We start from the raw sequence: 25,830 nt of genomic DNA, 5'->3' as shown, positions 1-25,830 counted from the left end.
TGATGCCGTCCTTCGCCGAACTGCTGCAGCAGAGTTCCGCCCACGCCTGGCTGTTCGTCCCGAGCGCGATCCTGCTCGGGGCACTGCATGGTCTAGAGCCTGGTCATTCCAAGACGATGATGGCCGCCTTCATCGTCGCAGTGCGCGGAACGGTGATGCAAGCCGTGCTTCTCGGCTTGGCGGCGACGGTCTCCCACACGATCGTGGTGTGGGGCATCGCAATCGGCGGCATGTACCTCTGGCAGGGCGTCGCGCCGGAAACTTTTGAACCCTACCTGCAAATCGTCTCTGCAGTGATCATTGTGGCGATGGCTGTCTGGATGCTCTGGCGCACCTGGAACGATCAGCGGCTCGCCAAACTCGATTCCGGACATAGTCATGGCGGCCACGGTGGGCACAGCCATGGTGGACATCGCCACGACGGGCATTCACACAGCGCCGCCAAGGCGGTCGCGCACCATGGGCACGGCGCGGACATGCGCCGCATCGACATCGGTCATGGTGTAATTACCGTCGAAGTGTTCGAGGACGGCGTCCCGCCGCGTTGGCGCGTTCGCACCGAGCGAGGTCACGCTTGGGCGGTCAAGGACATCAGCATCGTCACCGAGCGACCGGACGGTTCGCGTCAGACTTTCACGTTCGAGAAGCGCTCCGACTTCCTCGAATCCGTACAGGAGATCCCCGAACCGCATGAATTCATGGCAAGGGTCAGCCTCGGCCACGGCGACCACACCCATGACTACGATCTGTCCTTCGTCGAGGATCACGCGCACGGACATGACCACATGCACGAGGAGCTGCGCGGACTCGACGTGGCGACCGACGGCTACCAGGACGCCCACGAGCTCGCGCATGCCAACGATATCCGGCGCCGCTTCGCTGATCGCAACGTCACGACCTGGCAGATCGTCCTGTTCGGCCTGACTGGCGGCCTCATCCCCTGCCCCGCCGCGATCACCGTGCTGCTGCTCTGCCTCCAGCTCAAAGAATTCACCCTCGGCTTCACGCTGGTGCTGTGTTTCTCCATCGGCCTCGCAATTACGCTCGTCACCGTCGGTGCCGCCGCAGCGTTGAGCGTCCGACATGCGACGAAGCGCTGGTCCTGGTTCTCGACCGTCGCCAGGCGCGCTCCCTATTTCTCCGGGCTCCTGCTGATCGGCGTCGGCCTCTATGTCGGGATCCACGGCTGGATGGGGCTTTCGGGTCAGTCATTACGTTCGCCTCAGGCTGCCCTGATTTCGCCGCTCGGCGGCTGACTAGAACTGCATCGGACGATCATGCTCGACGTTCTCGCCAATCGAACCTATCGCCGCCTCTTCCTCGCGCAGATCATCGCGCTGCTTGGGACAGGCCTTCTGACCGTCGCGCTGGGACTACTCGCTTTCGAGCTTGCCGGGGACAAGGCGGGCGCCGTTCTTGGAACCGCATTGGCGATCAAGATGGTGGCTTACGTCACTGTCGCGCCCGTCGTCGGTGCCTACGCGGCGCAACTGCCGCGGCGCGCCTTCCTGATTGCGATGGACCTCGTACGGGCGGCGATCGCGCTTTGGCTGCCCTTCGTTTCCGAGATCTGGCAGATCTACGTCCTGATTTTCCTGCTGCAATCGGCTTCGGCTGCCTTCACGCCAACCTTCCAGGCAACGATCCCCGACGTGCTTCCGGAGGAGGCCGACTATACCCGGGCTCTCTCGCTTTCACGGCTGGCCTACGATCTCGAAAGCCTCGTCAGCCCCGCGCTCGCTGCGCTATTGCTGAGCTTGATCAGCTTTCACTGGTTGTTCTCAGGCACCGTTGTCGGCTTTCTCTGCTCCGCAGCCCTCGTGCTGTCGGTGTCGCTACCCGCATCGCCCGCCACCCATCGGCAGGGAGGGATCTACGACAAGACGACGCGCGGAATGCGAATCTATCTGGCGACGCCGCGCCTGCGCGGTCTACTCGCGCTGAACATGGCGGCGGCAGCCGGTGGCGCGCTGGTTATCGTCAATACCGTCGTCATCGTTAAGGGCTGGCTCGGACTGGGAGATGGGCAGGTTGCCCTGGCGCTGGCCTGCTTTGGGGGCGGTTCCATGCTTGCGGCGCTCGTGCTGCCGCGCATTCTCGACAAGCTTCCCGACCGACGCGTGATGCTGGCTGCGGCGTTCTGGCTCGGCCTTGTCCTGACGTTCTTCGGCGCGTCGCTGTTTGCCGCTTCCGGGGCCGATGTCGCGAATGCCACCTCGTTTGCAGGAGGCCGGGTCTGGTCGTTGCTCCTGTTGACCTGGCTACTGCTCGGCATCGGTTATTCGGCCGTGCAGACACCATCGGGCAGGCTGCTGCGACGTTCCGCCCAGGCAGCTGACCGTCCGGCCGTGTTTGCTGCGCAATTCGCGCTATCGCATGCCTGCTGGCTCGTGACCTATCCGCTCGCTGGCTGGCTCGGGGCCACGCTTCCGCTCGCCGTCACCGCCTTGGCCTTCGCCGCCCTCACCTTTGCCGCACTCGTCGTTGCCACGCAGGTTTGGCCCGCAGCCGATGCCGAGACCCAGGTTCACAGCCATGACGATCTGCCGCCGGATCATCCGCACTTGGTCGAGGCCGATGGCCATCGTCATGACCACGCCTTCGTGATCGATGATTTGCACGCCCGCTGGCCCTCGAGGGCCGATTGATGGGCTTGGACGGGTCGGCTGATCTCACTTTACAGATCACCTATGACATGCGGCGGTCAGTGGCGAAAATATCGATAGGCCGCCCAGACAGCCAAGCCCGCGCAAAATAGCCAAATGCCGATGATCACGGCGGCAGCCGATCGGCCGCCGGCGGCATGCCCTCGGTTCGATGCCGCAAGCCTCTGCTCCCGCATGACGTCTGGCGGGATCAACCGCACGAGCAGCAAAATTCCTCCGGGGACGATCACGAGATCATCCAGGTATCCCAGGACAGGAATGAAGTCGGGATGAGATCGATCGGCGAGAGAGCGTAGGCAACAATAGCGATCTCCAGCCACCGCACCGGCCAAGGCGTCCGCGGATCCCGCGATGCCAAGTAGACTGCATTGATATCGCGTTTGAGATCCTTGGCTCGCTTCCTGAGCCGGTCAATGATTCCGGGCATCACACTTCGCCGGCCAGGGTCAAATTATTCCTCTTCCGGTGATCTGAAGCGGCGCTGACTGTTCGTCAAGTCGGCTATGCGTGGTGACGCATTTTCGCAATGACGTCTTCAATGTGCAGCCGGAAGCGCCGTTCGATTGCCCTACTAAGCTGGACGCACCAGGCAGACGGGCGGGCAACAACATTCCAGGCGAGCATGCTGGAAATCACCGCCACCAGGGCACTGCCGACCATATCAAACGGGAAATGAACGCCCACAAAGATGCGTCCCCAAGCGATCACAAGACCGAGGAAGACCGTCGCGAGACCCAATCGACGAGCCGAGCCGTAGCCGACAAGGAGGCTGGCGGCGACCGACCAGATCACCGTCAAATGATCGCTCGGAAACGATGGGTCTGATTGGTGAGGTATCAATTGCTGTCCAAGGCCGAGCATGAACGGCCTCGGATGGGGCCAGAACAGACCCAAGCCTTGATTGAATGCCAAGCCGATCCACGCCGCGATGGCACCAACAAGAAGCGCATGACGCATCCGACTGCTGCCGACGATCCAAGCGATCACCATGACCGCCGGCAACAGCCAGAACAGATATTCCGCCGCAGCGATCCCGATGAGGCGCGCAGCGGACGAAACGGACGGGCCCGCGTTCAGCACGAAAAACAGGTTCTGATTAAGAGTTTCAAGCATTGGCTCAGCCCTGTTCCACGTCTCGCCGGGGTGCGGTCACAATCCGAATTTGTACGACAAGCCAGCCATGATCCGATCGTCAGTCGAGCGGCCTCGGCCGAGGCCGGCAGGGACGAGTGCCTTTGTCTTTCCGTAATCCGCGTGAGTATATTCGACCCGGGCAATCAGATTGTCGGTGAGCGCACGCTCTACGCCAACTCCCGCGAGCCAGCCGGTTTGTGTCTTGCTCTTGGCCGTCAAACCAGAGCTGACCTTCTGATCGCGAAACGCAAGGCCGCCGGTGCCATAGACCAGCCAACGGTCGAAGGCGTAGCCTGCGCGAGCCCGGACCGAGCCGTCGTAGCGTTCGCGAAAGTTGGTTGCGCCGGCGAGACGGTTCGACTTCGAGCCGGGCGAGAGAACCGCGGCGTCCGCCTCCAGGCCATAAACGATCGGCCCGAGTTGCACGTTATAGCCCGCGTAACCACCGAACGCCGCGCCCGAACGCGTGTTGTTGCGCCCTCCAGCGGCCGTTGTGGCAGAAGATCGCGCTCTATCGTAGGCCCCGCCAAGACCGACGTATAGACCGGTCCAATTGTATGGCGCTGGGCCATACACAGTCGGCGCCGCGGGGGCCATTTTGCGGCTTGGCAGGTCAGCGGCATTGGCCGCGGTTAATGCAGCAACAGAAGCCGCTACCGCGATGGGGAAAGCCTTGATCGGCATGAATTGGCAAGCTCCAGCATGGTCGGATTGACCGATCCAAGCTCTAGGCCTCTCGGAACCGCCGCCACTTGTCTCCAACATTGATTATTCCCAATGCGCCTTCTTCGTTCGGACGCCATTTCGCCAAACAATCCGCTTCTTCGATTATGGGCTGACTGCGGCATCTAGAGGCTCTTGATGCCGTTTAGGTTAGCAATTGGGCTCCGCACAGCGTTTGCGAACCTTAGGACGAAGCCAAATGCCGCAAACCACCTGACATGGCCCGTCCACCTGATGGGCCACCTGCCCTGTCACGAGCTCTTCTGCTGACCTTGGAGATCTTGGCGAAAATCGGCACGGGCGTTGTTCAACGCGTGGTCGCTGATTGGCTAACGGTATAGGGCTGTCCAAGTCGCCTCAAGCTACCGCCTGCCAAAACTGTTCCACGGTTCAACCCAAACCGGACCGCTACATACCCAGGAGCAGACAATGAAATTCCGCAAGATTCTTCCCGCCATCATGGCCACGACCATCGCATTCGGATCGCTTGGTGCGGCCGGCGCGGCCTTCGCCAAGGAGAACAAGGATCAAGCCACCAACGAAGCGCAGGTGATGCAGAACGCCAAGATCACCATGCAGCAGGCGATTGTCACTGCCGAACAGGCGGTCGGTGGCAAGGCCGTCGGTTCGGGTATCGACGACGAAAACGGCGTGGTGACCTTCGAGGTCGAGGTCATGAAGGACGGCGCCCAGCACAAGGTGCTGATCGATACGCAGACGGAGAAAATCACCAAAGAAGCGTTGGCCAGCGCTGACGACGAAGGTGACGGCGACAACGACTGAATTCGGCTGGTCGAGCGGCGACACGATCACCGAATAAGCGGGGCGACGCAGGAGGGCGGCCGGTGCACAGCACCGGCCGTTTCTGCGTCCGGAGGGATTCCGACGAATTCGTATAGGTCCCGCCAGCTTGCGGCGATGCCGCATCCGCGAAGTTGAAGCGGTCTACCGGACGTCGGTGCCTTCTGAAGACGCCAACGACAAAGATCCCCGCAACGCAAGGAGCTGGATCATGCCAGCAATACCAGACGATCGTTCGACGACAATGCTCAACAAGGTTCCCGAGATTACAGTCTACTTCTGGATCATAAAGATTCTGGCCACCACGGTCGGCGAGACCGCGGCCGATTTGCTCTCCGCCAAGCTTGGCTTGGGCCTCTCCGTCACTTCGTGGATCATGACAGGCGCGTTCGTCGCAGCGCTCGCCGTGCAATTGCGGGCCAGCCGTTACATTCCCACGCCCTACTGGCTCACAGTCGTCCTGATCAGCGTCGTCGGCACCCTGATTTCCGACAATCTCGTCGACGGCATGGGGGTCAGCCTCATCACGACTTCGGTCGCATTCGGGGCGATCCTCGCGGCGGTCTTCGCCCTCTGGTATCGGAGCGAGCGGACACTTTCCGTGCACACGATCGTTTCGAGGCGACGCGAGCTATTCTACTGGGCCGCGATCCTCTTCACCTTCGCGCTCGGCACGTCGGCCGGTGATCTCATCGCTGAGCGTTTCGATCTTGGCTACGGGCCGGCCGCAATCATCTTCGCCGCGATGATCGCCGTGACCTATTGCCTCTTCCGCTTTGCCCGGGCCAACGCGATCCTCGCCTTCTGGGTGGCTTACATCCTGACGCGCCCTCTCGGTGCATCGGTGGGTGATTTCCTTGCCAAGCCCGTCATTTCTGGCGGCTTGGGTTGGGGCACGGTCAACACGAGCCTGCTGTTCCTCGGCGCGATCCTCGCGCTGGTCGCATTCCTGACCGTCAGTAAGGCTGATCGCATCGAAGAAGCGCCAGCCGCAGTCTGATGCCCCCTCGGGTTGGAGCCGGTGCCACTCCAGCCCTGGAGCTCATTCGAGCACCATCGATCATCGGCCCACAAACAGGAGAAACCAATGACACATTCTTTGATCAAGGCTGCTTTCCTGACTGTTGCCGTCGGCATCGCTGCAACAACAGCCGCGCGCGCCGATTGTGAAAGCGATCTGAAACAGCTCGAGCATGCTTTCACCACGCCCAACCTCGCCGCTCCCGCAAAGACCGCGCTCGACGAGGCAAAGGTAAAGGCGGTGGCCGCGCTCAGGAAGGATGACGACAAGACCTGCCATTCAGCCGTCGCCGAAGGCCTCAACAGGGCGAATCTCAAGATGAATTGAAGCTCGCGCCTCTTGCTGTTTGTGACTCTACCCACGGTAGATCCTGCGGCCGCCCCGCACGACGGGTCGGCCGGAATCATCGACCACGCCGCCGAAGAAAGGCGGCGTGGTTCGGTTTTTGTCGCGGCCTATCCAACAATCGCTCTCCCGAAGACTCAGATCGCAGACGCGATTAATCGCGACAGCAGATGAAATACGCAGCCTCGAGCGCAGAGCCCGTGTATCGCCTATCGGGTGATGGACCAGCCTCGCCGCTGCAGGCAGATCATCCTGAGCTGCAGGTCCTACCCGCCGCTCGCGATTTTCAAAGCAATCGCCAGCTCCGACCGGGCCGCGAATCCATCTTAAATCCGACAAATCTGTATAGCGCGCGCCACCTGGCCCCATGGTGCCTTCGTCGATCATGGGTGCAGTGAAAAATTCTAGTGGAGCGCGAGATGAGGTCCCAGGCACAGCGAAGTTATCGGGCGCCGAACATCGCGGCATTCCGCCCCTCGATGACGCAGTCTCCCAAGCGAACGCTTGGCGCGATCGTTGCTGAAGCGGAACGTCGCGCGGACGGGATCGCAATCGCGGTTTTCACCTCGATGCAGCAAGGGCGAGACATCCTCTCAATCAAGCTTCGGTCGGCCAGCGGTATCCACACCGTCAACGTCGACGTCCTGACTCACGCCATTTCGATCGAGCCGCCGCTGTCGTCAATCAGTTCTGCGGACTGGAGTAAAACGCCATGACCAATGCGACGACGATTTCAATTAAACATCTCAAGCTGGCGCTCGGTTGGGACGAAATCCTGCATGACGTCTCGATTTCCGCCAAAGCAGGCGAGATTTACGGCCTACTCGGACCGAACGGGGCTGGGAAGACCACGACCATCGCAGCCGCCTTAGGCATGATCCCGGCGGATGGCGGTGTTATCCGAGTGCTCGGTCTGGATCCCGTCAGCGAAGGCATGGAGCTTCGACGCCGCGTCGGCGTGCTGCCTGATCCGAGTGGATTCTACGATTGGATGACAGCCTCGAACTATCTGTCCTTCTACGCTGGTCTCTATGGGGTCCGTCGCAGCCTGACCGATATCCAGCAGCGCCTGGCACAGGTCGGGCTTGACCCCAAACTCGGTCAACCGATCGGCCATTTCTCGCGCGGAATGCGACAGCGGCTCGGCTTGGCCCGGGCGCTGATTGCAGACCCGGAAGTTCTGGTGCTCGACGAGCCGACCAACGGCCTCGACCCGAGGGGGCGACGGGAAATCCACGATATCCTCATGGGTCTGACGCGCGACCGCGGTGTCAGCATCCTACTGTGCACACACCTGCTCGATGACGTCGAAAGGCTGTGCTCGCGCATCGGTATCATCGTTGCCGGACGCACGGTCGCGGAAGGCGCGATTGCCGAACTTGAAAGGACACGCCCCGGCCATCGACAATTCCGCCTGCGTCTCGAAGGGGTCTCACCGAAGGCTGGCAGCCGTGAAGGCCACGTGATTGTGCTTGCGCAGGAAGGAGAATGGACGGTCGTGGCCGTCGATCCATCCGTTCCACCCGCGGCCGCCTGGAGCGAGATACTCGCGGCGGGATGGCGCGTGACGGAAATTTCACGCGACGGAGGCGGGCTCGAGGATCTCTATCTCGATCTAACCGACAGGAGGGCGGCATGACCACAACTCACGAAATCCAGATCGGCGCCACCCGACGAGCAGCGGACATCACGAGAACCAAGGACGCTATCTGGCTGATTGCACGCAAGGAGGCAGGCGAGATCATCTTGAACCGAAGAGGTCGGGCCTGGCTGCTCGCGATGGTCAGCGTCCTCTCGGGCTTCTCGCTGCTGCTTGTCGGCAGCACAGAGCTCAGTCTGCTCGACAACGCCCAAGTCGTCTATGACATGTCGGGCATCGTCGTCGCTCTCGGGGCACTCCTGGCGATCGTCGTCGGTGCGGACGCCTTCGCCGGCGAGCGCGAGCGAGGAACGCTCCTTCCCTTGATGCTGTGCCCGGTTTCGCGGTCCGGCATTCTCGCCGGGAAGCTCTTCGGACAGCTAGCGGCCTGGGGCGTGATGTTCGCGCTGGCCCTGCCCTATCTCTGGGCAGTCGGAAGCACAGGACAGAACCTGTTCGATTCCATCCTCGGCCTCGCATTGTTCGGCACGCCTGTCGTGCTCTCGTTTGGTCTTTTTGCGATGGGCGTCGGTGTGCGCCTGCGCAGCGTGAGAACAAGCTTGATGACCATGCTGATCGCATTGCTGCTCGGAGCGAGCCCTCTGCTGCTGGGGCCCAGCCTGCGTCAATCGACTCTCGGGCGGCTGTTCGATGCGATCAATCCGTTCTCGCACGCCGTGAACGCTCTCGATGCCATGATCATCGATTCTACCGGGCTCATGACGCAGCTCGTGCACTTTGGTGTCGTCTTGACATGGCTTGTCATCGCTATCGCCTTCGCCACGCGATCGACCGATCACCTGGCGAGCTAAAGGAGGTTTCCATGATCAAAAGATTCAAATGCGCCTTCGCCGGGCTTCTGGCCGGGTCGCTGCTCATCGCGGCGAGCGCCCCGGGGCTGGCAGCAGACGCCGGCCCGCTCAGCATCTCCATCTCGCCGGCGGCCTCGAATCCCGTCTCGCCGCAGATGGGAGATCGATTGGCATTCGAGACCGTCATCCGGAACGGCGGCGGGAAGCCGGTCGAGGGTCTGATTGCCTGGATCAGCCTCGTGCAGGTCGATCAGGGCAAGGAGCAACCCATCGATCTAGAAGATTGGTCTGCGCACAAGGCGATTAGCCGCACATCGCTGGCTCCGGGCGAAGCGGTTCAAACGCGTTGGCCCATGCGCCTGATCCAATCTGGTCATTATCGCGTCGTCGTGAGCGCCGTCAGCCGCGATGGCACTTCGCTGACGCCAAGCCCCTTTGCCGATTTCACAGTGCGACAGAAGCCTGTGGTTGAATCGTCCCGTGTGTTGCCGGTGGCAGTCGGCCTCCCGCTCCTTCTTGGGATCAGCCTCGTCGGCTGGCGGCGGAGAGGCCGCAGCGCCGACTAGCAAAATCCGTCGTTCAATCTGCCCGTTCAGTGATCGAGCCTCAACGATCGCCAACTCCTATCGCCGGAGGATGGAGCTACCCCCGATGAACAAAAGCCTTGAATCCGGTACTGCTCTGACAAAGCGCTCCGTCGTCACGAAGATACTGCACGCTCTGCTGCTGACCGCCGTGATATTTCAATTGGCGGTCAGCCTTTTCATGGAAGGACCTCGCACGGGTCGGTCGCCAGACGCCCTTTTCATCCTGCATCAGTACGGAGGCTACTTTGCAGCCGCCGTGCTGCTGGCCTTCTGGGTCTGGGGGATCGTCCGCCGCGGCGAAACGCAATTGGGATCGCTGTTTCCGTGGTTCTCGCGGCAGAGAATGGCTGCAATCGCGACCGACTGTCGTCTACACATCGTCGAACTGCGCCGACTGCGCTTGCCGGCTGCCGATGACCGACCGCTTGCAAGCGCCGTACACGGATTGGGCCTGTCAATCGTCACGCTGATGGCACTCACAGGCGTCCTATGGGCGACGGGGTGGCTTTCCCCCGCATCAGCAGAATTGTTGATTGCAACGCACAAAGCGAGTGCGAACCTGATGTGGGCTTACCTGGTCGCGCATGCGGGTCTCGCCATCTTGCATGAATTTCTCGGCGAGCGCGTCCTTCCTAAAATGTTTGGTAGGAACAGCTGAGTTCGCTTTGAGTATGGACAACGGGGTGCTGACGGCCATGAAGATCCTTGTCATTGAAGACGACAAGACGACATCAGCTTACATCCGCAACGGCATGGCCGAACTCGGCCATGTGGTCGACATTGCGGAAAATGGCCGCGACGGGTTGTTCTTGGCCGCCGGAGAACCCTATGACGTCATGATCGTCGACCGCATGCTTCCAGGCCTCGACGGGCTGGGAATTATCAAAACCATCCGGGCGGCCGGCGTTCGCACGCCCGTGCTATTTCTCACAGCGCTATCGGGCATCGATGATCGCGTCGATGGCTTTCAGGCGGGGGGCGACGACTATCTCGTTAAGCCTTTCGCCTTCGCCGAGCTGGTCGCACGAATTCAGGCGCTCGCCCGACGTCCTCCAATGAACGATCTTCAAACGGCCCTGAAGGTCGCCGATCTGGAAATGGATCTCCTCAAGCGCAAGGTCTCGCGCGCCGGGAAGGAAATAGACCTGCAGCCGCGCGAATTTCGTCTGCTCGAATTCCTGATGCAGAACGCCGGTCGATTGGTAACCCGGACGATGCTGCTGGAGCATGTCTGGGAATACCATTTCGATCCGCGGACGAACATCGTGGAGACACATGTCAGCCGACTCCGCTCCAAGGTAGACCGAGACTTCGATAAGGAATTGATCGAAACGGTTCGCGGCTCAGGATATTTGATCCGTGACCCTGCCTAGGCTCCTGCGGACTACCAACTTCCGTTTCGCGCTGTTTTACGCCCTCGTTTTCATGGGTTCAGTCGGCATCCTTGGGGGGATGGTCTATCTCACCGTCCGTACAGCCTTGGAAGAACAGTTGGCGCAGCGGATCGATGCCGAGATCGAGACGCTTGCGCGGGATTACCGAACACAGGGCCTGCAACATCTGATTGAGACAGTCACGGCTCGGACGAGTGCGCGGGAGCGCGACGCGCTCGAATATTCTGTCGTCACGCCTGACAATGCCGTTTTGGCCGGACGCGCTCTGCCCATGCCGGCTGCTGATGGCTGGGCGACCATCACTCTTTCCGAGAAAGCCAAGACCTCGGAGGAGGAGACGGCGTCCCTCTATGCTCGGACGGTGACCTTAGACGACGGCGTTCGTCTCTCCGTGGCGAACGATATCGACTGGATCGATGATGTGCAGGAAGCAATCTTATCGACCTTCGCATGGGCGCTGCTTGCAACCTTGATACTGGCGCTCGCCAGCGGCCTATGGCTGAGCGCGCGCTTCCTGCGCGGTATGGATGCGATGACGAGGACAGCTGCCTCGATCGTCGCCGGCGACCTGAAAAGCCGCGTCCCCATTTCGTCCCGCAACGATGATCTCGATCAGCTCGGCCGCGCCTTCAATAGCATGCTCGATCGCCTTGATGTGCTGATGGACAGCCTCAAGCAGGTCTCGAACGACATTGCCCACGACCTGCGTACCCCTCTGTCGCGATTGAAGCAGAACCTGGACGAGACCGCGCGCGGCGCTGCGACCAAAGACGAGATGCGCACCGGCATCCTGAATGCGACGCTTCAGGTGGACGAGATACTGGCGACGTTCTCTGCGCTCCTGCGGATTGCCCAGATCGAGGCCGGGACGCGGCGCGCAGGATTCGCCCCGGTCGACCTCTCCGAACTCACGATGCTGCTCGCCAGCGACTACATGGCCGTCGCCGAGGATCGTGGACAGGTGATCAGAACCGTCGTCGAAACCTCAGTCTGGATCGAGGGCGACCGCGATCTGCTCACGCAGCTCATCGTCAATCTTCTCGAGAATGCATTACGCCATTCGCCCGACGGCGCCGAGGTCACTGTCGCCCTTCAAAAGTCTCCCGATGGGGTAACGCTCTGGGTAGCCGATAATGGCGGGGGCGTACCGGAAACCGAACGCGAACGGATATTCCGAAGATTCTATCGGTTGGAGCAAAGCCGCACCTCGCCTGGCAGCGGCCTGGGATTGAGCCTGGTCGCCGCGATCGCAGAACTGCACGGGGCCGACCTCGCCGCACTGGACAATCGGCCCGGCTTGCGCGTTGAAATCCGGTTTCCGTCGAGGACAGACGGATGATGACGTTGTTCGATAGCTACATCCAGTCGCTGCTCGCCTTCGCCGGCCAGAACATCGGGCTCGTCGCCCTGATCGTCTTCTTCGCAGCGCTTTCGGAAGCGATCGTTTTGATTGGCGCTGTCATTCCCGGAACGGCGATCATCCTAGCAGCGGCCGCGATCGTGGGCGCCAGCCGATCGCCGATATGGCCGATATTGCTCGCCGCCACCGTAGGAGCAATCGCAGGCGATGGTATCTCTTACTGGATGGGCCACCGTTACAAGCATCGGATCCCACAAATCTGGCCGTTCCGTCGGTATCCGCGCCTACTCGACCAGGGTGATGCCTATTTCGCGAGCCATGGGGGCAAAAGCGTCTTCATCGCCCGATTTTTGCCGGGCGTCCGAGCGGTGGTGCCCATATCTGCGGGCGTCTCCGGCATGAGCGTTCCGCGCTTCTATGCTGCCAATATTCTCTCAGCCCTCATCTGGGCTCCTGCACATGTCCTTCCAGCGACGGCCCTTGGCGCATCGGCTGCGGTCCTTGGTCAGGCCAGCGGGCGTCTCCTTGTGATGCTGGCGATTGCGGGGCTCGCGATTGCCGGAGTGATTTCGTTGGGCTGGTTCTGCTGGTCCAAAATGCTGCCCTGGATCAGCGCCCGCCAGGAGCACATCCTGGAATGGGCGAGAACTCATGAAAATTCGGTCAGTCGGCTCGTTCTGCGCGTACTTGATCCCGCAAGGCCCGACGATAGAGCTGTCGCGCTGCTGGTCGGCGCATTCGCCGTCGCCTTCCTGGGGTTCATCAACTTGCTCGAGGAGGTCGCAGTGCGAGGCGAACTTGCACGCGCCGATCTCGCGATGAGTAATTTTGTCCAAAGTCTGCGAACCGACGTCGGCGACCGGATCATGATCGTAATCACGGGCTTCGGTGACGGCATCGTCATTGGCGCTTTGACGATTGTCGCACTGGCCTGGCTGGCGTGGCGACGCAGTTGGCGCTTGGCTGGCGGACTCGCGATCTTGCTGGTGGCAACAGCCGCGTTCGTTCCCGCTCTCAAATCGACGATTCAGATCGCTCGTCCTTTGGCGATGTACAGCGGGGCTGAGGCTTACAGCTTTCCGAGCGGACACGCGACATTCGCCGCAACGTTTTTCGGATTTGCGGGTTGGCTCACGCTCAGAGGATTGCCGCTACGCTGGCGCTGGCTGCCGCTTGCGGTATCCGCCGTCATCATCGGGCTCATCGTTTCGTCGCGCGTGTATCTTGCCGCTCATTGGCCTTCCGACGTCGCAGCCGGAACCATCTTCGGCATTGGCACCACGCTGATCGTCGCGCTCATCTTCCGCAAGGATGATTTGGCACAGGCACGACCAGCGTGGCTTGGGCTAACGCTCTGCGCCGCGCTTCTTATGATCGGAAGTATCCATATCTACCGGACGTACCCCGCGGCCGAAGTCCGCTACGTGCGCCATGAACCGAGCGTCGCGGCAACCAAAGCGGAATGGGCAGATGCGCGATGGGCAACGCTCCCTCGACACCGCATCGATCTCGAAGGCGACTTCAAGGAACCGATCGTATTGCAGTGGGCGGGGCCTCCCCCCGAGCTCGAGGCAGCTTTAGCAAAGCTGGGATGGACATCGCCCAGACCATGGTCAGCGGCAACTCTCGCTTCGATGTTTTCTTCCACCCCCTCCTTCGCAGAATTGCCGGTCCTGCCGCGCCTCAATAACGGTCAAGCGGCCGTCGTGACGATGATGAAGGTATCTACCGACGGCGCCACCCGTCAGATTCTTCGAGCTTGGGCGACACCGTTGTCGATCACTGATTTGAACTCGGCCTCGGTCCTGATCATATCCATCGTAAGGGAGACGCTTTGGCAGCCCCTGGATCTCGTCGCACTGCCTCGACCGGAGGCGGCATCATCTGGTGCGGCGGAGCTATTTGACCACATGAGCGGACTCATTGGCATGCGGCCCTCCAGAAACGGATTACTCGCCCTGGCCGGCGGCAAATAGCTGACGACTTCGCTTCGGCGCTCCGATATCGGCGAGGAGCGACGTCCAGGAACCGACGTAAACGCGCCGCTCGGGAAAATTGAACCGGGCACATTTAGATATCCGATCAGGACGGTTACGCCACGGCCTTCCGACCCTTCACTCGCCCAGAGGGGACGATAGCGCTATCCGACATGGCCAACCCGCAACTGCGATTATCCTTTTGCAGCGTCCGGCGACTTGTTCTCTTCCTGCGCGGCGAAGACGTTATGCGCATAGGCATCCAGGATCGCTTCCGACCGGGACAGGCGCTCGACCGCCTCCTCGGCTCGAAGCGCTTTGTAAAAATCGAGCTTTTGGATCTTGGCGATCCAGGCCTTGAACTTGGTCAACTCCTGCTCATTCTCCTCCAGTTCTGCGAAGGTGAAGTGCTCGACGCGGGTCTCCTCCGCGATCTCCTCCTCGAAGGCGATGCACTTCTCGATGAACTCCTTGTACTCGTCGTCGCGGTCGGCGTTGAACCGGGCGACGATCTTCTCCTGCTGCTTCTGGTCAAGGCCGACCGTAGCGAGCAGCAGCGCCTCTCCCTCCGCCTCCGCGATTTCGTTCTCCAGAACCTTCAGGCGGCGCAGGTGGTCGTCCGTCTTCGGCAGCAGGCAAACTCCACCCTGGAGATAGATCGCTCCGAGGCCTTTGAGCTTGCGCCAGATCGAGACGCGCTTGCGCGCGGGTTCCGCCGGGACCTTGTAGGTCAGCAGCAACCATTCCAACGGGGCCATCGCACTCCTTGTATGTTACAGTCGTTACATCTATAACGCAGCGATAGCCGCGCACTTGTCGATCCAATGTGACATTCAGATTGCGAGTTGACCAGCCCGTCGCCGCCTATGGAAAGCCGCATCGAGTTCGCGCGAAAGGACACGGGCATGATGACATGGGCCACTGCCGCTCCGGCGGTCTCCGCCGCCTTCCTCGGCTCCCTGGTTGAAGTCGTTGAAGCCTTCACCATCGTACTCGCCGTCGGCACCGTGAGAGGGTGGCGGCCGGCACTAACCGGGACCGCGGCCGGCCTCGGTCTCCTGGCCATCCTGGTGCTGGCGCTCGGCCCGATGCTCGACAAGGTGCCGCTGCAGGCGCTCCAACTGGTCATCGGAGTGCTTTTGCTGCTCTTCGGTCTGCGCTGGCTAAGGAAGGCGATCCTGCGAGCCGCCGGTGTTATCGCACTGCACGACGAGACGATCGCCTTTGCCAACGAGACCGCCGAGTTGAAGGCTGCCATCAATCACGAGAACAGCCGTCTTGATTGGATCGCCGGGCTCGCCGCCTTCAAAGCCGTCGTTCTGGAGGGCATCGAGGTCGTGTTCATCGTCATTGCGGTCGGCGCTGGACGCGGCCTGCTATGGCCCGCGAGTCTCGGCGCATTGGCCGCCTGCCTCCTTGTCCTGGCTATCGGCTTCATCGTTCACAAGCCCCTTGCCCGCGTGCCCGAAAACACGCTGAAATTTGGTGTAGGCGTGATGCTCTCAGCCTTTGGTGTCTATTGGACCGGAGAGGGTCTTGGCGTCTCATGGCCGGGGCATGACATCGCCATCCTCGTTCTCGCTCTCGGCTTCCTGGCGGTTGGTCTCGGCCTTACCTCGCTCGTTCACCATCGCCAGCGAGAGTTCATTTGATGTATGTCTTTCGGCTCATCTTGCGCGAGCTGTTCGGCATGTTCGTCGATGACGAATTCCTCGCTTTATCGATCTTGGGCGTGATCGCGACGGCGGCTGTCGCTTACACATTCGAGGCCTCCTCAAGTGCAACCGGACTTATCCTCGTGATCGGCTGCGTCGGCGTACTCACCTCAAGTGTACTCAAGGCCTCCCGAAAACGCTAAACAGCTGTCGAGTACCGGGTTCGACCATCCTGCACCGCTCCGCAGGCCGCTGTTCACCAGTTGGCCATGACGAGCGAGGCGGCGGCCGCCGGGATCGGCGTGGCGCTCGTTCCGGCTTTTTCGTCTAGCGGGAACTAGCGGACGGCAGCCTGACAACCGTGATCGGCGTCGCTCCCATGCAGGGAAACGGCGCCTATCACATCGTACCCCCCCATCGACCGCCAGCATGATCCCGGCATCCAGCACTCAGCCTTCCATCATCAGGCCACGCGCATAGGGGTCGGCCGGGTCGACGTAGAACTGGTGGACGCCCATCAGAAACGACTTCGTGCCGATGGTCGGCAGAACGGCAGGGCCGGCGAGCAGCTGACGCGGCTTGGCGCTGGCCCTGAATTCGGTGCCGACGATGCTTTCCTGGATGAAGGGCTGACCGGCGTCGTAGTCACCCTGGGCGAACCGCAGCGCGATATGGGCGCTGGTTCCGGTGCCGGACGGCGTGCGTCCCATGCGGCCGGGCTTGTAGACATTGGCGACGCGATATCGGTTTTCCGCCGTCTTCTTGACGAAGGTGAAGAGCTCGATCCGGCTCGGGGCGCCGAGATGGACATCCTCGGCCAGCGTCCTGGCATCGAGAACATCCCAGAGCTCAAGCGCCGTCGCGATGATCCCCCGCTCCGACGCAGGTTCTACCGAGAGGCCGACGGCGGCGGCATCGACGAAGCCGAAATAATTGCCGCCGAAGGCGATATCGACGGCGACCTCGCCGTGCTCCGGCAAGGACACGGTCTCGCGGCCGACGACATAAGACGGTATGTTCTCGAACCGGACCTCCGAGACGATGCCGCCGGCGACATCGGCCTCGACATGCAGGGGGCCGTTGACGGTATCGATCGAGAAGCGCGTGACCGGCTCGGTGACCTCGACGCGGCCGGTTTCGATCGCGGCGGCAGCAGCGCAGAAGGTGCTGTCGCCACAGCCGTCGAACAGCCCGTTAGCATGGAGGAACAGCAGGCCGAAGGCGGAGTCGGACGAGACCGGCTCGGTCAGGATCGCGCCAAGCATGTTGCGATGGCCGCGAGGCTCGCGGATGAGCCCTTCATGGACCCAACTCAGGTTCGCCAGGTAGTAATCGGCCTTTTCCCGCATTGTGCCGCCGCGGATGGGCGGGTAGCCGGCCACGACGGTGCGGCTGGCCTGCCCGTGGTGATGATCGATCGTCGTCAACTGATGTCTGGCGTACATGATGGCAACTCCGTTGGATGACGGGGTGAAAGCGGGCAGCCGGCAGGCTTCGCGCCAAGCTGGGGCGCGGCGGCGATTCAGCGGAGGTAGCGAATGGTCGGGCGTTAGCGTCGTTTCACGCGCGGACGTCGTCGTTTGAACAGGTCCTTGACCCAGGTCGACGCCGCGGCTTTCGCAATCTCGTTGGGGTAGCGCTCGACGAATTCGCTGGCGAGGTGGAAGAGGCAGTCGCCGCGCGCCGACAAGCCCGGAACGCGCTGGCACACGACCAGCCCGGCGGACCGGAACCGGATTTCCTGCGGCGTGGTCCAGGGCCGCGACGGATCGTGCAGGAGGCCCGCGATATCGCCCGTGCGGACCGTCTCGCCCAGTTGTGCCCGAGGCTCGAAGACGCCGTCCGATAGGGCATAGAGATAGTCGCGTTCCGGGATCACGTCGTAGACCGGAACGACATCGGGCCTTGCCTCGGCCGCCGGATCCGCCGGCAGGACGCCGCTCCAGCGCAGCACGTTGACCACACCGTCATAGGTGAGATTGACGAGCCTGACGTCGAGGCCGGCGCCTCCGCCGATCTCCGTCCCGATGCGGGTCGCGCCGGCGCGCTTGGCGGCCCCCGACGAGTTGCGCTCCTCATAGCCGTGCGAGACGAGCACCGCGGGCGCGCCGAATGCGATCGCGATGGCAAGCCGGCGCGACCGCTCGACGGGATCGGGATGATCCATGAGCGTCGCGCAGGGTTGGTAGCGCAGCGAGCGCCCGCCGCTGTGCAGATCGAGGACGATGTCGGATTCCGCCATGAGATGGCGCTCGATGTAGTTCGCGATCATCGATGTCGGCGACCCACGGACGTCGCCCGGATAGATCCGGTTCAGGTTGTAGCCGTCGATCGGCGAGTTTCGCTTGCCCTCCCGCGCTGCCGGGGCGTTGGCGGTCGGCATGATGATGACGCGGCCGGTGACGTCGGCCGGCATCAGCGTCCGCGCCAGCCGGCCCAGCGCGACCTGACCCTCAAACTCGTCGCCATGGGAGCCGGCGAGCAACAGCACGGTCGGCCCTTCGCCATTGGCGATCACCACGATAGGCAGGGCGATGAAGCCGTAGGCCGAGAGGTCCGTGGAATAGGGCACACGGACATAGCCGTTCACCTTGCCCTCGGCCGGTATCGGGTCGGCCAGGCTGAGAATGATCGGCTCGCCGCTAACCGCAGTGTCGTGCGGCGCGAAGCTCTCATGCAGGGGACTCGGATCGTTCATAACCTCACCCAAGGTGAACTGTCCGATCGCGCCAGAGGGAAATCTATCATCAGCCGGCTTCCCCTCTGCTGAAGGCGGCGGCGTGGACCGCGGCTTGGCTGCCGGCTGCGTTCATGCGCCGATCGAACTTCATCGCCGTGACGATCATGGTACGCGCGTTCGTGATGCCGCCGATCTCGGAGATTTCGAGCAGGACGGCTTCGAGGTCCTCGAGATGGGGCACCTCGACCTCGCAGAGAATGTCGCATTCGCCGTTCACCGCCTGACACAGCTTGATCTCGGGAAAGCGCTTGAGTTGTTCCACGATCGAGGTCTGCTTCTGCTTGACGATGATCAGCATGAGCAGGCTTGCGACATAGGTCTCGAACGGATCGCGGCTGAGGACCGCCGAATAGCCGCGGATAAGGCCATTGCGCTCCATGCGCGTGATGCGTTCGTGGACGGTCGTGCGCGCCACGCCCAGCTTCTTGGCGAGCGTCGTCGTCGAGTCGCGCGCATTGCTCTGCAGCAACGCGAGCAGCCGGCGGTCGATCTTGTCTGAGAGCTCACCCGTCATGCTGTAAATCATCCCGCGTCAACGGGGATGAGGTCAATGGGTGCCGCAATTTCCAACACCGGCATATTGTCGTTTCATGGCGTCATTTCGCCGGATAACGCAAATTTATAGTCGTTATGTCGCTTGTTTATCCCTCATTCACGTGGATGCTGAGTGCGGATGTCGTCGCCCGAGATCGACCTTTCCGGTCTGGCGCGCATCGCAAAAGGACAGCATCATGGCTGAAATTCGCTTTGCGAGCCGGGCGGCATCGATCGGTAAGCGCCCCCCCCCCCCGTCGTCGCTCTGGATGCGATCAAGCTCGGCGGCGGGAACGCCTTTCCCGACCTGCTTCCCGACGTGAGCGTCGAGGCTGCCGACGCCGCGACGCTGTTTCGGACGGAAGCGCTCCAATACGGGCCGCTCTACGGGCTGCCCGAATTGCGCCAAGAGGTCGTCCGCTTCCTGAAGGAAGACGGCGTCACGGCGAAGGTCGACAGCATCCTGATCCTGAACGGCGCCAAACAGGCGCTCGACCTCCTGCTGCGAACCCTGGTCGACAAGGGCGATGCGGTTGTCGTCAGCCGCCCGACTTATCTGTCGGCGCTGTCGATCATCCGCAATCACGAAGCCTCGATAATCGAGATCGACCGCGACGAAGGCGGGATGAAGGTCGACGAACTGGATGCCAAGCTGCGTCGTTTGCGGGCGGAAGGCGGCAAGCTGCCGAAGCTCCTGTTCGAGGTTCCCGATTTCCACAACCCGACCGGGATCACCCTGAGTGAGGAGCGCCGGCGGACGCTCGTCCGCCTAGCCGAAGAGTTCGACTTCTTCATCTTGGAAGACGATCCTTACCGACGCCTGCGCTTTTCTGGTGAGGCCGTCGCGCCGATCAAGTCTTTCGACACCAACGGACGCGTTATCGGCGCAGGCACCTTCTCGAAAATCCTGGCTCCCGGCATCCGTGTCGGCTGGGCCAATGGCGATCCGGCGATCATCGGCAGGATGGCGGCCCTGAAGAGCGAGGGCGGCTGCTGCCCGCTGACGCAGCGCATCGTCCTCGATCTGCTGCGATCGGGACGCATCGCGCACCACATCGCCGAGCTGACGCCGGTCATGAAGCGGCATCGCGACGCGATGACCGACGCCTTCCGCGTCCATCTTCCCGAGGCCCGTTTCCGTGCTCCCGACGGCGGCTATTTCCTCTGGGTCGAGCTGCCCGACGGCATCGATGCCAACGCAGTGACGCTGGAGGCCGAGCGCGACGGCGTCATCGTCTTCCCTGGGCAGTTGTCGTTCGCCTCGGCGCCGCCGGCGAACTTCATCCGGCTCGCCTTCAGCTATTGCGGTCCTGACGAGATCGAACGGGGCGTGCGCAAGCTCTGTGCCGTCGTCCGCCGCCAGCAGATGGAAGTGAGTGCACAACCTGGCCAGGCGGAAGGCCTGAGCCTTGCGGGCCGGCATTACGACTGATGCCGTCACTATGGCTTATTAGCCGTCAAAGTGACGCGAATAAGATCAAAACCGCCAAAATCACGGTAGAAAACGACATTACGGGCGATGAATATTGCTGCAGATAAGACGTGCAACAACAAAGAGGGGATCATCATATGCCTAGGCTTACCATGATCAAGTCGCCGTCGCGTCGTTCCGTCCTGCTCGGCGCCGCTGCGGCCATTGCGGCCCCGAGCTATATTCGTCCGGGCTGGGCGCGGGGGAAGCGCATTGTCGTCGTCAACTCCGGCGGCGCCATGGGCGATGCCAAGCGCCGGGCTCTCTACGACCCCTTCACGAAAGCGACCGGGATCGAGGTCGTGACCTCGGCCGGTCCGGACCTCGCCAAGATGAAGGCGCAGGTCGACCGCAAGGACGTCGAATGGGACGTCACCGACCTCGCGGACGCCTGGGTGCCGGCTGGCGTCCGGCTCGGCCTGCTGGAGCGCGTCGACACGTCGATCGTCAACTTCGACGGCTGCATTCCGCAGGCGAAACACGACTACGCCGTGGGCGGAACGATCTATACCGGCGGCATCGCCTTCCCGACCAACCGTCTCGACGGCAAGGTCGCCAGGACCTGGCCGGAATTCTGGGACGTCAAAGGCGTGCCCGGCCGCCGTGGCCTGCGCAACCGCGTGACGGATACCCTCGAGATTGCGCTGATGGGCGACGGTGTGCCCGCTTCTCAGGTCTATCCATGCGATGTCGAGCGGGCCTTCAAGGCGCTCGACAAGATCAAGCCGCACGTCTCGCACTGGATTCCGCAGACGGCCCAGACCGTCTCGCTGATCCAGGGCAACGAGACCGATTTCACCTTCACCTACACGACGCGCGTGAAGGACCTTCAGGCCGCGAAGGTGCCGATCGATTTCTCCTTCCGCCAGAATATTCTCGGCATCGGCTGGATCGGCGTGCTCAAGGGCACGAAGAACCGCGACGCCGCGATGCGCTTTCTTGCCTTCACCATGGACAGAGATCGCCAGGTCGAGCTCGCCAACCTGTCGGGCGACGCGCCGACCTTCGCCGACGCGCTGGCGAAGGTCGATCCGGCCGTGAAGAAGTGGCTTCCCGACATCACCTCGCCGGACAACCTTTTCGTCAATGCCGGCTGGTGGGACAGCCGCATCGACGAACTGAACCTGCGCTTCAAGGAATGGCTGCTGACCTGAAGCCGTCGGCCTGCGCCCGACCCGGACAGGGCAATCGTGCCTCCGGGTCGAGCTAGCCTCATCCGGCCGCGGATATCGTCGCGTCCGCGCCGCGCAAGGGAGCGGCTGGCTCTGGCTGATAGCGCCAAGCTCGCCCGCCGATCCAGCGATCATTGCAAGAACTCGTCCCGGCCTGCTCGCTTGGGACGCGCTCTAAGATTGCGACGACACGACACCAATCGTCCGGCAATCTGAAGACGCGCCATTCATCCCAAGGAGAGGCCAGTCATGCGAGCCGAGTCGAGGGAGCAATGGCGCATCGCCGCGTTCGCGATGCCTGCGGCGATCTTCATGACGCTGGTCTTCGCGCTGCCGCTGGGCGCCGTCTTCCTGCAGAGCGTCCAGACGCCGAACGGAGCGTCTTTCAGCGCCGAGGCCTATGCCAAGATCTTCACCACGCCGCTGTTCCTGCGCGTCGCCTGGACGACCTTCGAGATCAGCGTCGGTGCGACGATCTTCTCGCTGCTGCTGGCGTACCCGATCGCCTATTTCCTGTCGCGTCAGCCGCCGCGCCGGCGCGCGCTGTTTATGATCCTTGTGCTGGTGCCGTTCTGGACGAGCTCGCTGGTCAAGAGCTTCTCCTTCATGGTGCTGCTCGGACAGTCCGGGATCGTCAACCAACTGCTTGGCTCCATCGGCATTCCCCCGGTCAAAATGCTGTTCAACCGCTTCGGCGTCATGGCCGGCATGAGCCATTTCCTGATCCCGTTCATGGTCTTCCCGATCCTGACCAGCCTTCTCAATCAGCCCCCGGAACTGGCGCGGGCAGCTGCCATCATGGGGGCCGGCAAGGTACGCATCTTCCGCAAGGTTACGCTGCCGCTCAGTCTGCCGGGCGTCATGGCCGGCGCGCTGTTGGTGTTCATCCTGAGCCTGGGCTTCTACGTCATTCCGGCGCTGCTCGGCGGGCGGCAGGACATGATGTTCGCCAATCTCGTCGATTTCTATGCGCGGGAGGTGCTGAACTGGCAGATGGCGTCGGCCGTGGCCGTACTGCTCATCGCCGCCGCGGTGCTGGCGTCTGTCCTGCTCTCCAAGGTCCGCGGTGGCGGCTCGGTCCTCTCGTCGGAGGGGCACTGATGACCCTGCGTTCTCCCTGGCGCGTCGCGCTCAATTGCGCCGTGACATTGATCCTGCTCTTCCTTCTGCTGCCGAGCCTCGTGACGGTGCTGATTTCGTTCGGCGAGACCAATCAGATCGTCTTTCCGCCGCAGGGCTTCTCGCTCAACCTGTTCCGCCGGTTCTTCAGCGAGGAAGGCTGGGTCAGCTCAACCTGGCTCAGCCTGCGGGTGGCGATCTGGTCGACGCTGATCGCGCTCGCGCTCGGCATCCCGGCGGCCTACGCGCTGACGCGGGGGCGTTTTCCTGGTCGGCAGATGCTCGCCATCTTCCTGCTGAGCCCGATCATGGTGCCGCATGTCGTCGTGGCCCTCGCGCTCTACATCTACTTCGCCGAGATCGGCCTGACGCATGGCGAGCTCCGCCTGGCCCTGTCGCACGGGATCGCGACGCTGCCCTTCGTCATCGTCACGGCAAGCGCCGGACTGAAGCATATCGATCCGGCGATCGAGCGTGCCGCGACCGTGATGGGTGCGGGCAAGCTGACCGTGCTTGCCCGCGTCACGTTGCCCCTGCTGACGCCATCAATCGTCGCCAGCGCGCTCTTCGCCTTCCTGATCTCGTTCGACGAGGTGGTGATCTCATGGTTCGTCGCCCGGGCCGGAGACACCACGCTCCCCGTCAAGATGTTCTCATCGATTCAGTTCGAGGTCTCGCCCGTGCTGGCAGCCATCTCGACCATGCTGACTGGCCTGTCGGTCATCATCTGCGTCGTCGTCGCAATCGTTCAGAAGGATGCAAGCCGTGGCTGAGGCTGTCCAAGCAAAAAATCTCCGGACGATGGTGCGTCTGCGCGGCGTGCGGAAGGACTATGGAACCGTCGTCGCGCTCCAAGACACCGATCTCGACGTCCCGACAGGAGAATTCCTGACCCTGCTCGGCCCGTCAGGCTCCGGCAAGACGACGCTGCTGAACATGATCGCCGGGATGGCCTCGCCGTCGCAGGGCGACATCTTCATCAACGGACGCGACGTCACGCGGCTTCCCGCCGAGAAGCGCGGGATCGGCATGGTTTTCCAGAACTACGCGCTGATGCCGCATATGACGGTGTTCGAGAACATCGCCTTCCCGCTGCAAATCCGCAAAGTTCCGAAGGCCGAGATCAGGAGGCGCGTCACCGAAGTTCTCGAACTCGTCCGCCTCCCGCATGTCGCCGATCGCAAGCCCAAGGAGCTGTCCGGCGGCCAGCAGCAGCGGATCTCGATCGCCCGCTGCATCGTCTACAAGCCCGACCTGATCTTGATGGACGAGCCGCTCGGCGCGCTCGACAAGAAGCTCAGGGAGCAGATGCAACTCGAGATCAAGCGCATCCACTCAGAGCTCGGCATCACGATGCTCTACGTGACCCACGACCAGGAAGAGGCGCTCAACATGTCCGACCGGATCATGTTGATGAACGGCGGTCAGGTCGAGCAGCTCGGTACGCCGCACGCGCTGCATTTCGAGCCGAGAACGCAGTTCGCCGCCGATTTCATCGGCGCCTCGACCCTGCTCGACGCCGAAATCGTCGACGCCGGAGCAGCTCCGCTGTTGCGCCTCGCAGATGGGACGAACTGCCGGGTAAGGCTGGACCGTGCCGTGAGCGCTGGAACTGCGGGCAAGCTCCTGTTGCGGCCGGAAGCGCTTCGTCTGGTCCAGGGCGGCAACGTTCCTGCCGGCCACAACGTGCTGCACGGCCGCGTCGCCAATACCCTGGTGACAGGCGCGACCTCGAAGCACTTCGTCACGGTCGAGGGCGGCGCCGTGATCGCGGTTCAGGAACTCACCAATCAAAACACGGCTCGGTTCGATCCTTCGCAGCGTGTTAGCATTGTCTGGCCCGCCGACGTCGGGCGCTTTCTAGAAAGCTAGGCGAGACTTGGCCCGCCCGGCATTTAAAGGCTGCTCGCTCGCGGCAATATTCAGCGGGATGGTCCCTCGTTAATCACGCCATAGCTATTGCCGAGGGCTTGCGCGACGCCGTTATACGGATCGCTCGGATTTCTGGCGCCACGATGGGAACTGCCAAGCCGCAGGCCATCTTCTCCGGGATCAACATGATCCCGACCCAGGCGCCGGAGGTCGCTATAATCGGCACAAATGTAAATCGCTGGCCGATCCAGCGCGTTTACGGGGCGCGCTTCACGTCGCAGGCCTGACATTGCGGTCCCTCTCGCGTGCCGAAAGAAAATCTCGTGAAGAAGAGTGAAGATAAGTCCGTCAGCAGTTGTGCTGCATAGTTCGTTGTAGGCTTTGGACCCGACGGCGGCATTCCACAAACGATTAAGTCGTATTCACTCATCGTTTGCTCAGACCACAACAACGCAAAAAGGATCGAACCACGGATTCTCGCGATCGCCGTGCAGATTCGGGTAGCCGGCCTGATTGGCCAGTACACGCGTCCGGCCGACTTTATAATCGTGGGATCCGTGATCATGACCATGGATCCAGAATTCTGGCTGGTAATCCTCGATCAGGGCACTCAGATCCGAGACGAAGGCCGGCGACAGCGCGCTGCCTTGGTGCCTTGGCTGAACCGATCGAGGGTGTGGCGCGTGGTGCGTGACCACAACGGTCGGCCCCTCGTACGCCTTAGCAAGCTCACTGCGAATGAAAGCAAGATCGAGCCGGTGTTCGGCCGCTGCATGCCAGGGCATGAAGCGGCTATAGTGACCGCTGTC

At 62.1% G+C, this 25,830-nt stretch carries 27 protein-coding genes and 1 pseudogene; 20 read left to right on the top strand and 8 right to left on the bottom strand.

Annotated features, from left to right (window positions below):
- The first annotated feature begins 2 nt into the window (after positions 1–2).
- Positions 3–1,256, top strand: coding sequence for a nickel/cobalt efflux transporter (locus AC3WMA_RS26095; RefSeq protein WP_492288171.1), 1,254 nt, complete (start codon positions 3–5; stop codon positions 1,254–1,256).
- A gap of 21 nt (positions 1,257–1,277) precedes the next feature.
- The gene (locus AC3WMA_RS26090) at positions 1,278–2,648 is read left to right on the top strand and encodes an MFS transporter (RefSeq protein WP_492288170.1); all 1,371 of its coding nucleotides are present in this window, start codon (positions 1,278–1,280) and stop codon (positions 2,646–2,648) included.
- A 56-nt stretch (positions 2,649–2,704) separates the two neighbouring features.
- Here the strand turns inward: AC3WMA_RS26090 and AC3WMA_RS26085 are convergent.
- From AC3WMA_RS26085 to AC3WMA_RS26075, 3 genes and pseudogenes are all read right to left on the bottom strand, one after another.
- A pseudogene (locus AC3WMA_RS26085) lies at positions 2,705–3,093 on the bottom strand (YkvA family protein).
- A gap of 74 nt (positions 3,094–3,167) precedes the next feature.
- On the bottom strand, positions 3,168–3,779 hold the full coding sequence (locus AC3WMA_RS26080; RefSeq protein ID WP_492288169.1) for an undecaprenyl-diphosphatase: 612 nt from the start codon (positions 3,777–3,779) through the stop codon (positions 3,168–3,170).
- A gap of 36 nt (positions 3,780–3,815) precedes the next feature.
- The gene (locus AC3WMA_RS26075) at positions 3,816–4,484 is read right to left on the bottom strand and encodes an outer membrane protein (protein WP_492288168.1); all 669 of its coding nucleotides are present in this window, start codon (positions 4,482–4,484) and stop codon (positions 3,816–3,818) included.
- A 468-nt stretch (positions 4,485–4,952) separates the two neighbouring features.
- Here AC3WMA_RS26075 and AC3WMA_RS26070 point away from each other — a divergent pair, with 468 nt between their 5' ends.
- The 11 genes from AC3WMA_RS26070 to AC3WMA_RS26020 all read left to right on the top strand — a co-directional run bounded on the left by AC3WMA_RS26070 (position 4,953) and on the right by AC3WMA_RS26020 (position 14,458).
- Positions 4,953–5,306: a PepSY domain-containing protein gene (locus AC3WMA_RS26070; RefSeq protein WP_492288167.1), complete on the top strand. Its 354-nt coding sequence runs from the start codon at positions 4,953–4,955 to the stop codon at positions 5,304–5,306.
- Between the two features lie 262 nt (positions 5,307–5,568).
- Positions 5,569–6,324 (top strand): COG4705 family protein, encoded by a 756-nt coding sequence (locus AC3WMA_RS26065; RefSeq protein ID WP_492288166.1) that lies wholly within the window; start codon positions 5,569–5,571, stop codon positions 6,322–6,324.
- Positions 6,325–6,411: 87 nt separating this feature from the next.
- Positions 6,412–6,672 (top strand): PA2433 domain-containing protein, encoded by a 261-nt coding sequence (locus AC3WMA_RS26060; RefSeq protein WP_492288165.1) that lies wholly within the window; start codon positions 6,412–6,414, stop codon positions 6,670–6,672.
- A gap of 437 nt (positions 6,673–7,109) precedes the next feature.
- The gene (locus tag AC3WMA_RS26055) at positions 7,110–7,406 is read left to right on the top strand and encodes a hypothetical protein (RefSeq protein WP_492288164.1); all 297 of its coding nucleotides are present in this window, start codon (positions 7,110–7,112) and stop codon (positions 7,404–7,406) included.
- A complete protein-coding gene (locus AC3WMA_RS26050) occupies positions 7,403–8,329 on the top strand; it encodes an ABC transporter ATP-binding protein (protein ID WP_492288163.1) in 927 nt (308 codons plus the stop codon). The genes AC3WMA_RS26055 and AC3WMA_RS26050 overlap by 4 nt, the downstream gene beginning before the upstream one ends.
- Complete coding sequence (locus AC3WMA_RS26045) at positions 8,326–9,141, top strand: ABC transporter permease (protein ID WP_492288162.1); 816 nt, start codon at positions 8,326–8,328, stop codon at positions 9,139–9,141. Before AC3WMA_RS26050 ends, AC3WMA_RS26045 begins: the two co-directional genes overlap by 4 nt.
- Before the next feature lie 11 nt (positions 9,142–9,152).
- On the top strand, positions 9,153–9,707 hold the full coding sequence (locus tag AC3WMA_RS26040) for a hypothetical protein (protein ID WP_492288161.1): 555 nt from the start codon (positions 9,153–9,155) through the stop codon (positions 9,705–9,707).
- An 85-nt stretch (positions 9,708–9,792) separates the two neighbouring features.
- Positions 9,793–10,386 (top strand): cytochrome b/b6 domain-containing protein, encoded by a 594-nt coding sequence (locus tag AC3WMA_RS26035; protein ID WP_492288160.1) that lies wholly within the window; start codon positions 9,793–9,795, stop codon positions 10,384–10,386.
- Between the two features lie 37 nt (positions 10,387–10,423).
- The gene (locus AC3WMA_RS26030; RefSeq protein ID WP_492288159.1) at positions 10,424–11,101 is read left to right on the top strand and encodes a winged helix-turn-helix domain-containing protein; all 678 of its coding nucleotides are present in this window, start codon (positions 10,424–10,426) and stop codon (positions 11,099–11,101) included.
- Positions 11,088–12,461 carry a HAMP domain-containing sensor histidine kinase gene (locus AC3WMA_RS26025; protein ID WP_492288158.1) on the top strand — a complete coding sequence of 458 codons (1,374 nt, stop codon included), beginning with the start codon at positions 11,088–11,090 and terminating at the stop codon, positions 12,459–12,461. Before AC3WMA_RS26030 ends, AC3WMA_RS26025 begins: the two co-directional genes overlap by 14 nt.
- Positions 12,458–14,458, top strand: coding sequence for a bifunctional DedA family/phosphatase PAP2 family protein (locus AC3WMA_RS26020; protein WP_492288157.1), 2,001 nt, complete (start codon positions 12,458–12,460; stop codon positions 14,456–14,458). The genes AC3WMA_RS26025 and AC3WMA_RS26020 overlap by 4 nt, the downstream gene beginning before the upstream one ends.
- A gap of 194 nt (positions 14,459–14,652) precedes the next feature.
- Here AC3WMA_RS26020 and AC3WMA_RS26015 read toward each other — a convergent pair whose 3' ends face one another.
- Positions 14,653–15,216: a Chromate resistance protein ChrB gene (locus tag AC3WMA_RS26015; RefSeq protein ID WP_492288156.1), complete on the bottom strand. Its 564-nt coding sequence runs from the start codon at positions 15,214–15,216 to the stop codon at positions 14,653–14,655.
- Between the two features lie 147 nt (positions 15,217–15,363).
- Between AC3WMA_RS26015 and AC3WMA_RS26010 the strand changes: the two genes are divergently transcribed.
- Positions 15,364–16,110 carry a COG4280 domain-containing protein gene (locus tag AC3WMA_RS26010; RefSeq protein WP_492288222.1) on the top strand — a complete coding sequence of 249 codons (747 nt, stop codon included), beginning with the start codon at positions 15,364–15,366 and terminating at the stop codon, positions 16,108–16,110.
- Complete coding sequence (locus tag AC3WMA_RS26005; RefSeq protein ID WP_492288155.1) at positions 16,110–16,316, top strand: hypothetical protein; 207 nt, start codon at positions 16,110–16,112, stop codon at positions 16,314–16,316. The genes AC3WMA_RS26010 and AC3WMA_RS26005 overlap by 1 nt, the downstream gene beginning before the upstream one ends.
- A 246-nt stretch (positions 16,317–16,562) precedes the next feature.
- Here the strand turns inward: AC3WMA_RS26005 and AC3WMA_RS26000 are convergent, their stop codons facing one another.
- The 3 genes from AC3WMA_RS26000 to AC3WMA_RS25990 all read right to left on the bottom strand — a co-directional run bounded on the left by AC3WMA_RS26000 (position 16,563) and on the right by AC3WMA_RS25990 (position 19,367).
- The gene (locus tag AC3WMA_RS26000) at positions 16,563–17,558 is read right to left on the bottom strand and encodes a proline racemase family protein (RefSeq protein ID WP_492288154.1); all 996 of its coding nucleotides are present in this window, start codon (positions 17,556–17,558) and stop codon (positions 16,563–16,565) included.
- Between the two features lie 104 nt (positions 17,559–17,662).
- Positions 17,663–18,811, bottom strand: coding sequence for a succinylglutamate desuccinylase/aspartoacylase family protein (locus AC3WMA_RS25995; protein WP_492288153.1), 1,149 nt, complete (start codon positions 18,809–18,811; stop codon positions 17,663–17,665).
- Between the two features lie 49 nt (positions 18,812–18,860).
- The gene (locus AC3WMA_RS25990) at positions 18,861–19,367 is read right to left on the bottom strand and encodes an Lrp/AsnC family transcriptional regulator (RefSeq protein ID WP_492288152.1); all 507 of its coding nucleotides are present in this window, start codon (positions 19,365–19,367) and stop codon (positions 18,861–18,863) included.
- Positions 19,368–19,652: 285 nt separating this feature from the next.
- Between AC3WMA_RS25990 and AC3WMA_RS25985 the strand changes: the two genes are divergently transcribed.
- From AC3WMA_RS25985 to AC3WMA_RS25965, 5 genes are all read left to right on the top strand, one after another.
- Complete coding sequence (locus AC3WMA_RS25985) at positions 19,653–20,819, top strand: aminotransferase-like domain-containing protein (protein ID WP_492288221.1); 1,167 nt, start codon at positions 19,653–19,655, stop codon at positions 20,817–20,819.
- 137 nt (positions 20,820–20,956) lie between these two features.
- Complete coding sequence (locus AC3WMA_RS25980; protein WP_492288151.1) at positions 20,957–22,012, top strand: ABC transporter substrate-binding protein; 1,056 nt, start codon at positions 20,957–20,959, stop codon at positions 22,010–22,012.
- A 267-nt stretch (positions 22,013–22,279) separates the two neighbouring features.
- The gene (locus AC3WMA_RS25975; protein ID WP_492288150.1) at positions 22,280–23,131 is read left to right on the top strand and encodes an ABC transporter permease; all 852 of its coding nucleotides are present in this window, start codon (positions 22,280–22,282) and stop codon (positions 23,129–23,131) included.
- On the top strand, positions 23,131–23,922 hold the full coding sequence (locus tag AC3WMA_RS25970) for an ABC transporter permease (RefSeq protein ID WP_492288149.1): 792 nt from the start codon (positions 23,131–23,133) through the stop codon (positions 23,920–23,922). The genes AC3WMA_RS25975 and AC3WMA_RS25970 overlap by 1 nt, the downstream gene beginning before the upstream one ends.
- Positions 23,915–25,021, top strand: coding sequence for an ABC transporter ATP-binding protein (locus AC3WMA_RS25965; protein WP_492288148.1), 1,107 nt, complete (start codon positions 23,915–23,917; stop codon positions 25,019–25,021). The genes AC3WMA_RS25970 and AC3WMA_RS25965 overlap by 8 nt, the downstream gene beginning before the upstream one ends.
- A 437-nt stretch (positions 25,022–25,458) precedes the next feature.
- On the opposite strand, the gene AC3WMA_RS25960 is transcribed toward AC3WMA_RS25965, so the two are convergent.
- A partial coding sequence (locus AC3WMA_RS25960; RefSeq protein WP_492288147.1) for a metallophosphoesterase family protein occupies positions 25,459–25,830 on the bottom strand: 372 nt, incomplete at its 5' end.

Source organism: Allobosea sp. FW305-C-101 (genome assembly GCF_058783685.1).
Note: the sequence above shows the minus strand (reverse complement) of the source record. Positions and strands in the feature narration are given on the sequence as shown.

Coding starts and splice junctions, on each gene's coding strand:
- AC3WMA_RS26095 (WP_492288171.1), top strand. CDS start 3: ATGCCGTCCTTCGCCGAACTGCTGCAGCAGAGTTCCGCCCACGCCTGG.
- AC3WMA_RS26090 (WP_492288170.1), top strand. CDS start 1,278: ATGCTCGACGTTCTCGCCAATCGAACCTATCGCCGCCTCTTCCTCGCG.
- AC3WMA_RS26080 (WP_492288169.1), bottom strand. CDS start 3,779: ATGCTTGAAACTCTTAATCAGAACCTGTTTTTCGTGCTGAACGCGGGC.
- AC3WMA_RS26075 (WP_492288168.1), bottom strand. CDS start 4,484: ATGCCGATCAAGGCTTTCCCCATCGCGGTAGCGGCTTCTGTTGCTGCA.
- AC3WMA_RS26070 (WP_492288167.1), top strand. CDS start 4,953: ATGAAATTCCGCAAGATTCTTCCCGCCATCATGGCCACGACCATCGCA.
- AC3WMA_RS26065 (WP_492288166.1), top strand. CDS start 5,569: ATGCTCAACAAGGTTCCCGAGATTACAGTCTACTTCTGGATCATAAAG.
- AC3WMA_RS26060 (WP_492288165.1), top strand. CDS start 6,412: ATGACACATTCTTTGATCAAGGCTGCTTTCCTGACTGTTGCCGTCGGC.
- AC3WMA_RS26055 (WP_492288164.1), top strand. CDS start 7,110: ATGAGGTCCCAGGCACAGCGAAGTTATCGGGCGCCGAACATCGCGGCA.
- AC3WMA_RS26050 (WP_492288163.1), top strand. CDS start 7,403: ATGACCAATGCGACGACGATTTCAATTAAACATCTCAAGCTGGCGCTC.
- AC3WMA_RS26045 (WP_492288162.1), top strand. CDS start 8,326: ATGACCACAACTCACGAAATCCAGATCGGCGCCACCCGACGAGCAGCG.
- AC3WMA_RS26040 (WP_492288161.1), top strand. CDS start 9,153: ATGATCAAAAGATTCAAATGCGCCTTCGCCGGGCTTCTGGCCGGGTCG.
- AC3WMA_RS26035 (WP_492288160.1), top strand. CDS start 9,793: ATGAACAAAAGCCTTGAATCCGGTACTGCTCTGACAAAGCGCTCCGTC.
- AC3WMA_RS26030 (WP_492288159.1), top strand. CDS start 10,424: ATGAAGATCCTTGTCATTGAAGACGACAAGACGACATCAGCTTACATC.
- AC3WMA_RS26020 (WP_492288157.1), top strand. CDS start 12,458: ATGATGACGTTGTTCGATAGCTACATCCAGTCGCTGCTCGCCTTCGCC.
- AC3WMA_RS26015 (WP_492288156.1), bottom strand. CDS start 15,216: ATGGCCCCGTTGGAATGGTTGCTGCTGACCTACAAGGTCCCGGCGGAA.
- AC3WMA_RS26010 (WP_492288222.1), top strand. CDS start 15,364: ATGATGACATGGGCCACTGCCGCTCCGGCGGTCTCCGCCGCCTTCCTC.
- AC3WMA_RS26005 (WP_492288155.1), top strand. CDS start 16,110: ATGTATGTCTTTCGGCTCATCTTGCGCGAGCTGTTCGGCATGTTCGTC.
- AC3WMA_RS26000 (WP_492288154.1), bottom strand. CDS start 17,558: ATGTACGCCAGACATCAGTTGACGACGATCGATCATCACCACGGGCAG.
- AC3WMA_RS25995 (WP_492288153.1), bottom strand. CDS start 18,811: ATGAACGATCCGAGTCCCCTGCATGAGAGCTTCGCGCCGCACGACACT.
- AC3WMA_RS25990 (WP_492288152.1), bottom strand. CDS start 19,367: ATGACGGGTGAGCTCTCAGACAAGATCGACCGCCGGCTGCTCGCGTTG.
- AC3WMA_RS25980 (WP_492288151.1), top strand. CDS start 20,957: ATGCCTAGGCTTACCATGATCAAGTCGCCGTCGCGTCGTTCCGTCCTG.
- AC3WMA_RS25975 (WP_492288150.1), top strand. CDS start 22,280: ATGCGAGCCGAGTCGAGGGAGCAATGGCGCATCGCCGCGTTCGCGATG.
- AC3WMA_RS25970 (WP_492288149.1), top strand. CDS start 23,131: ATGACCCTGCGTTCTCCCTGGCGCGTCGCGCTCAATTGCGCCGTGACA.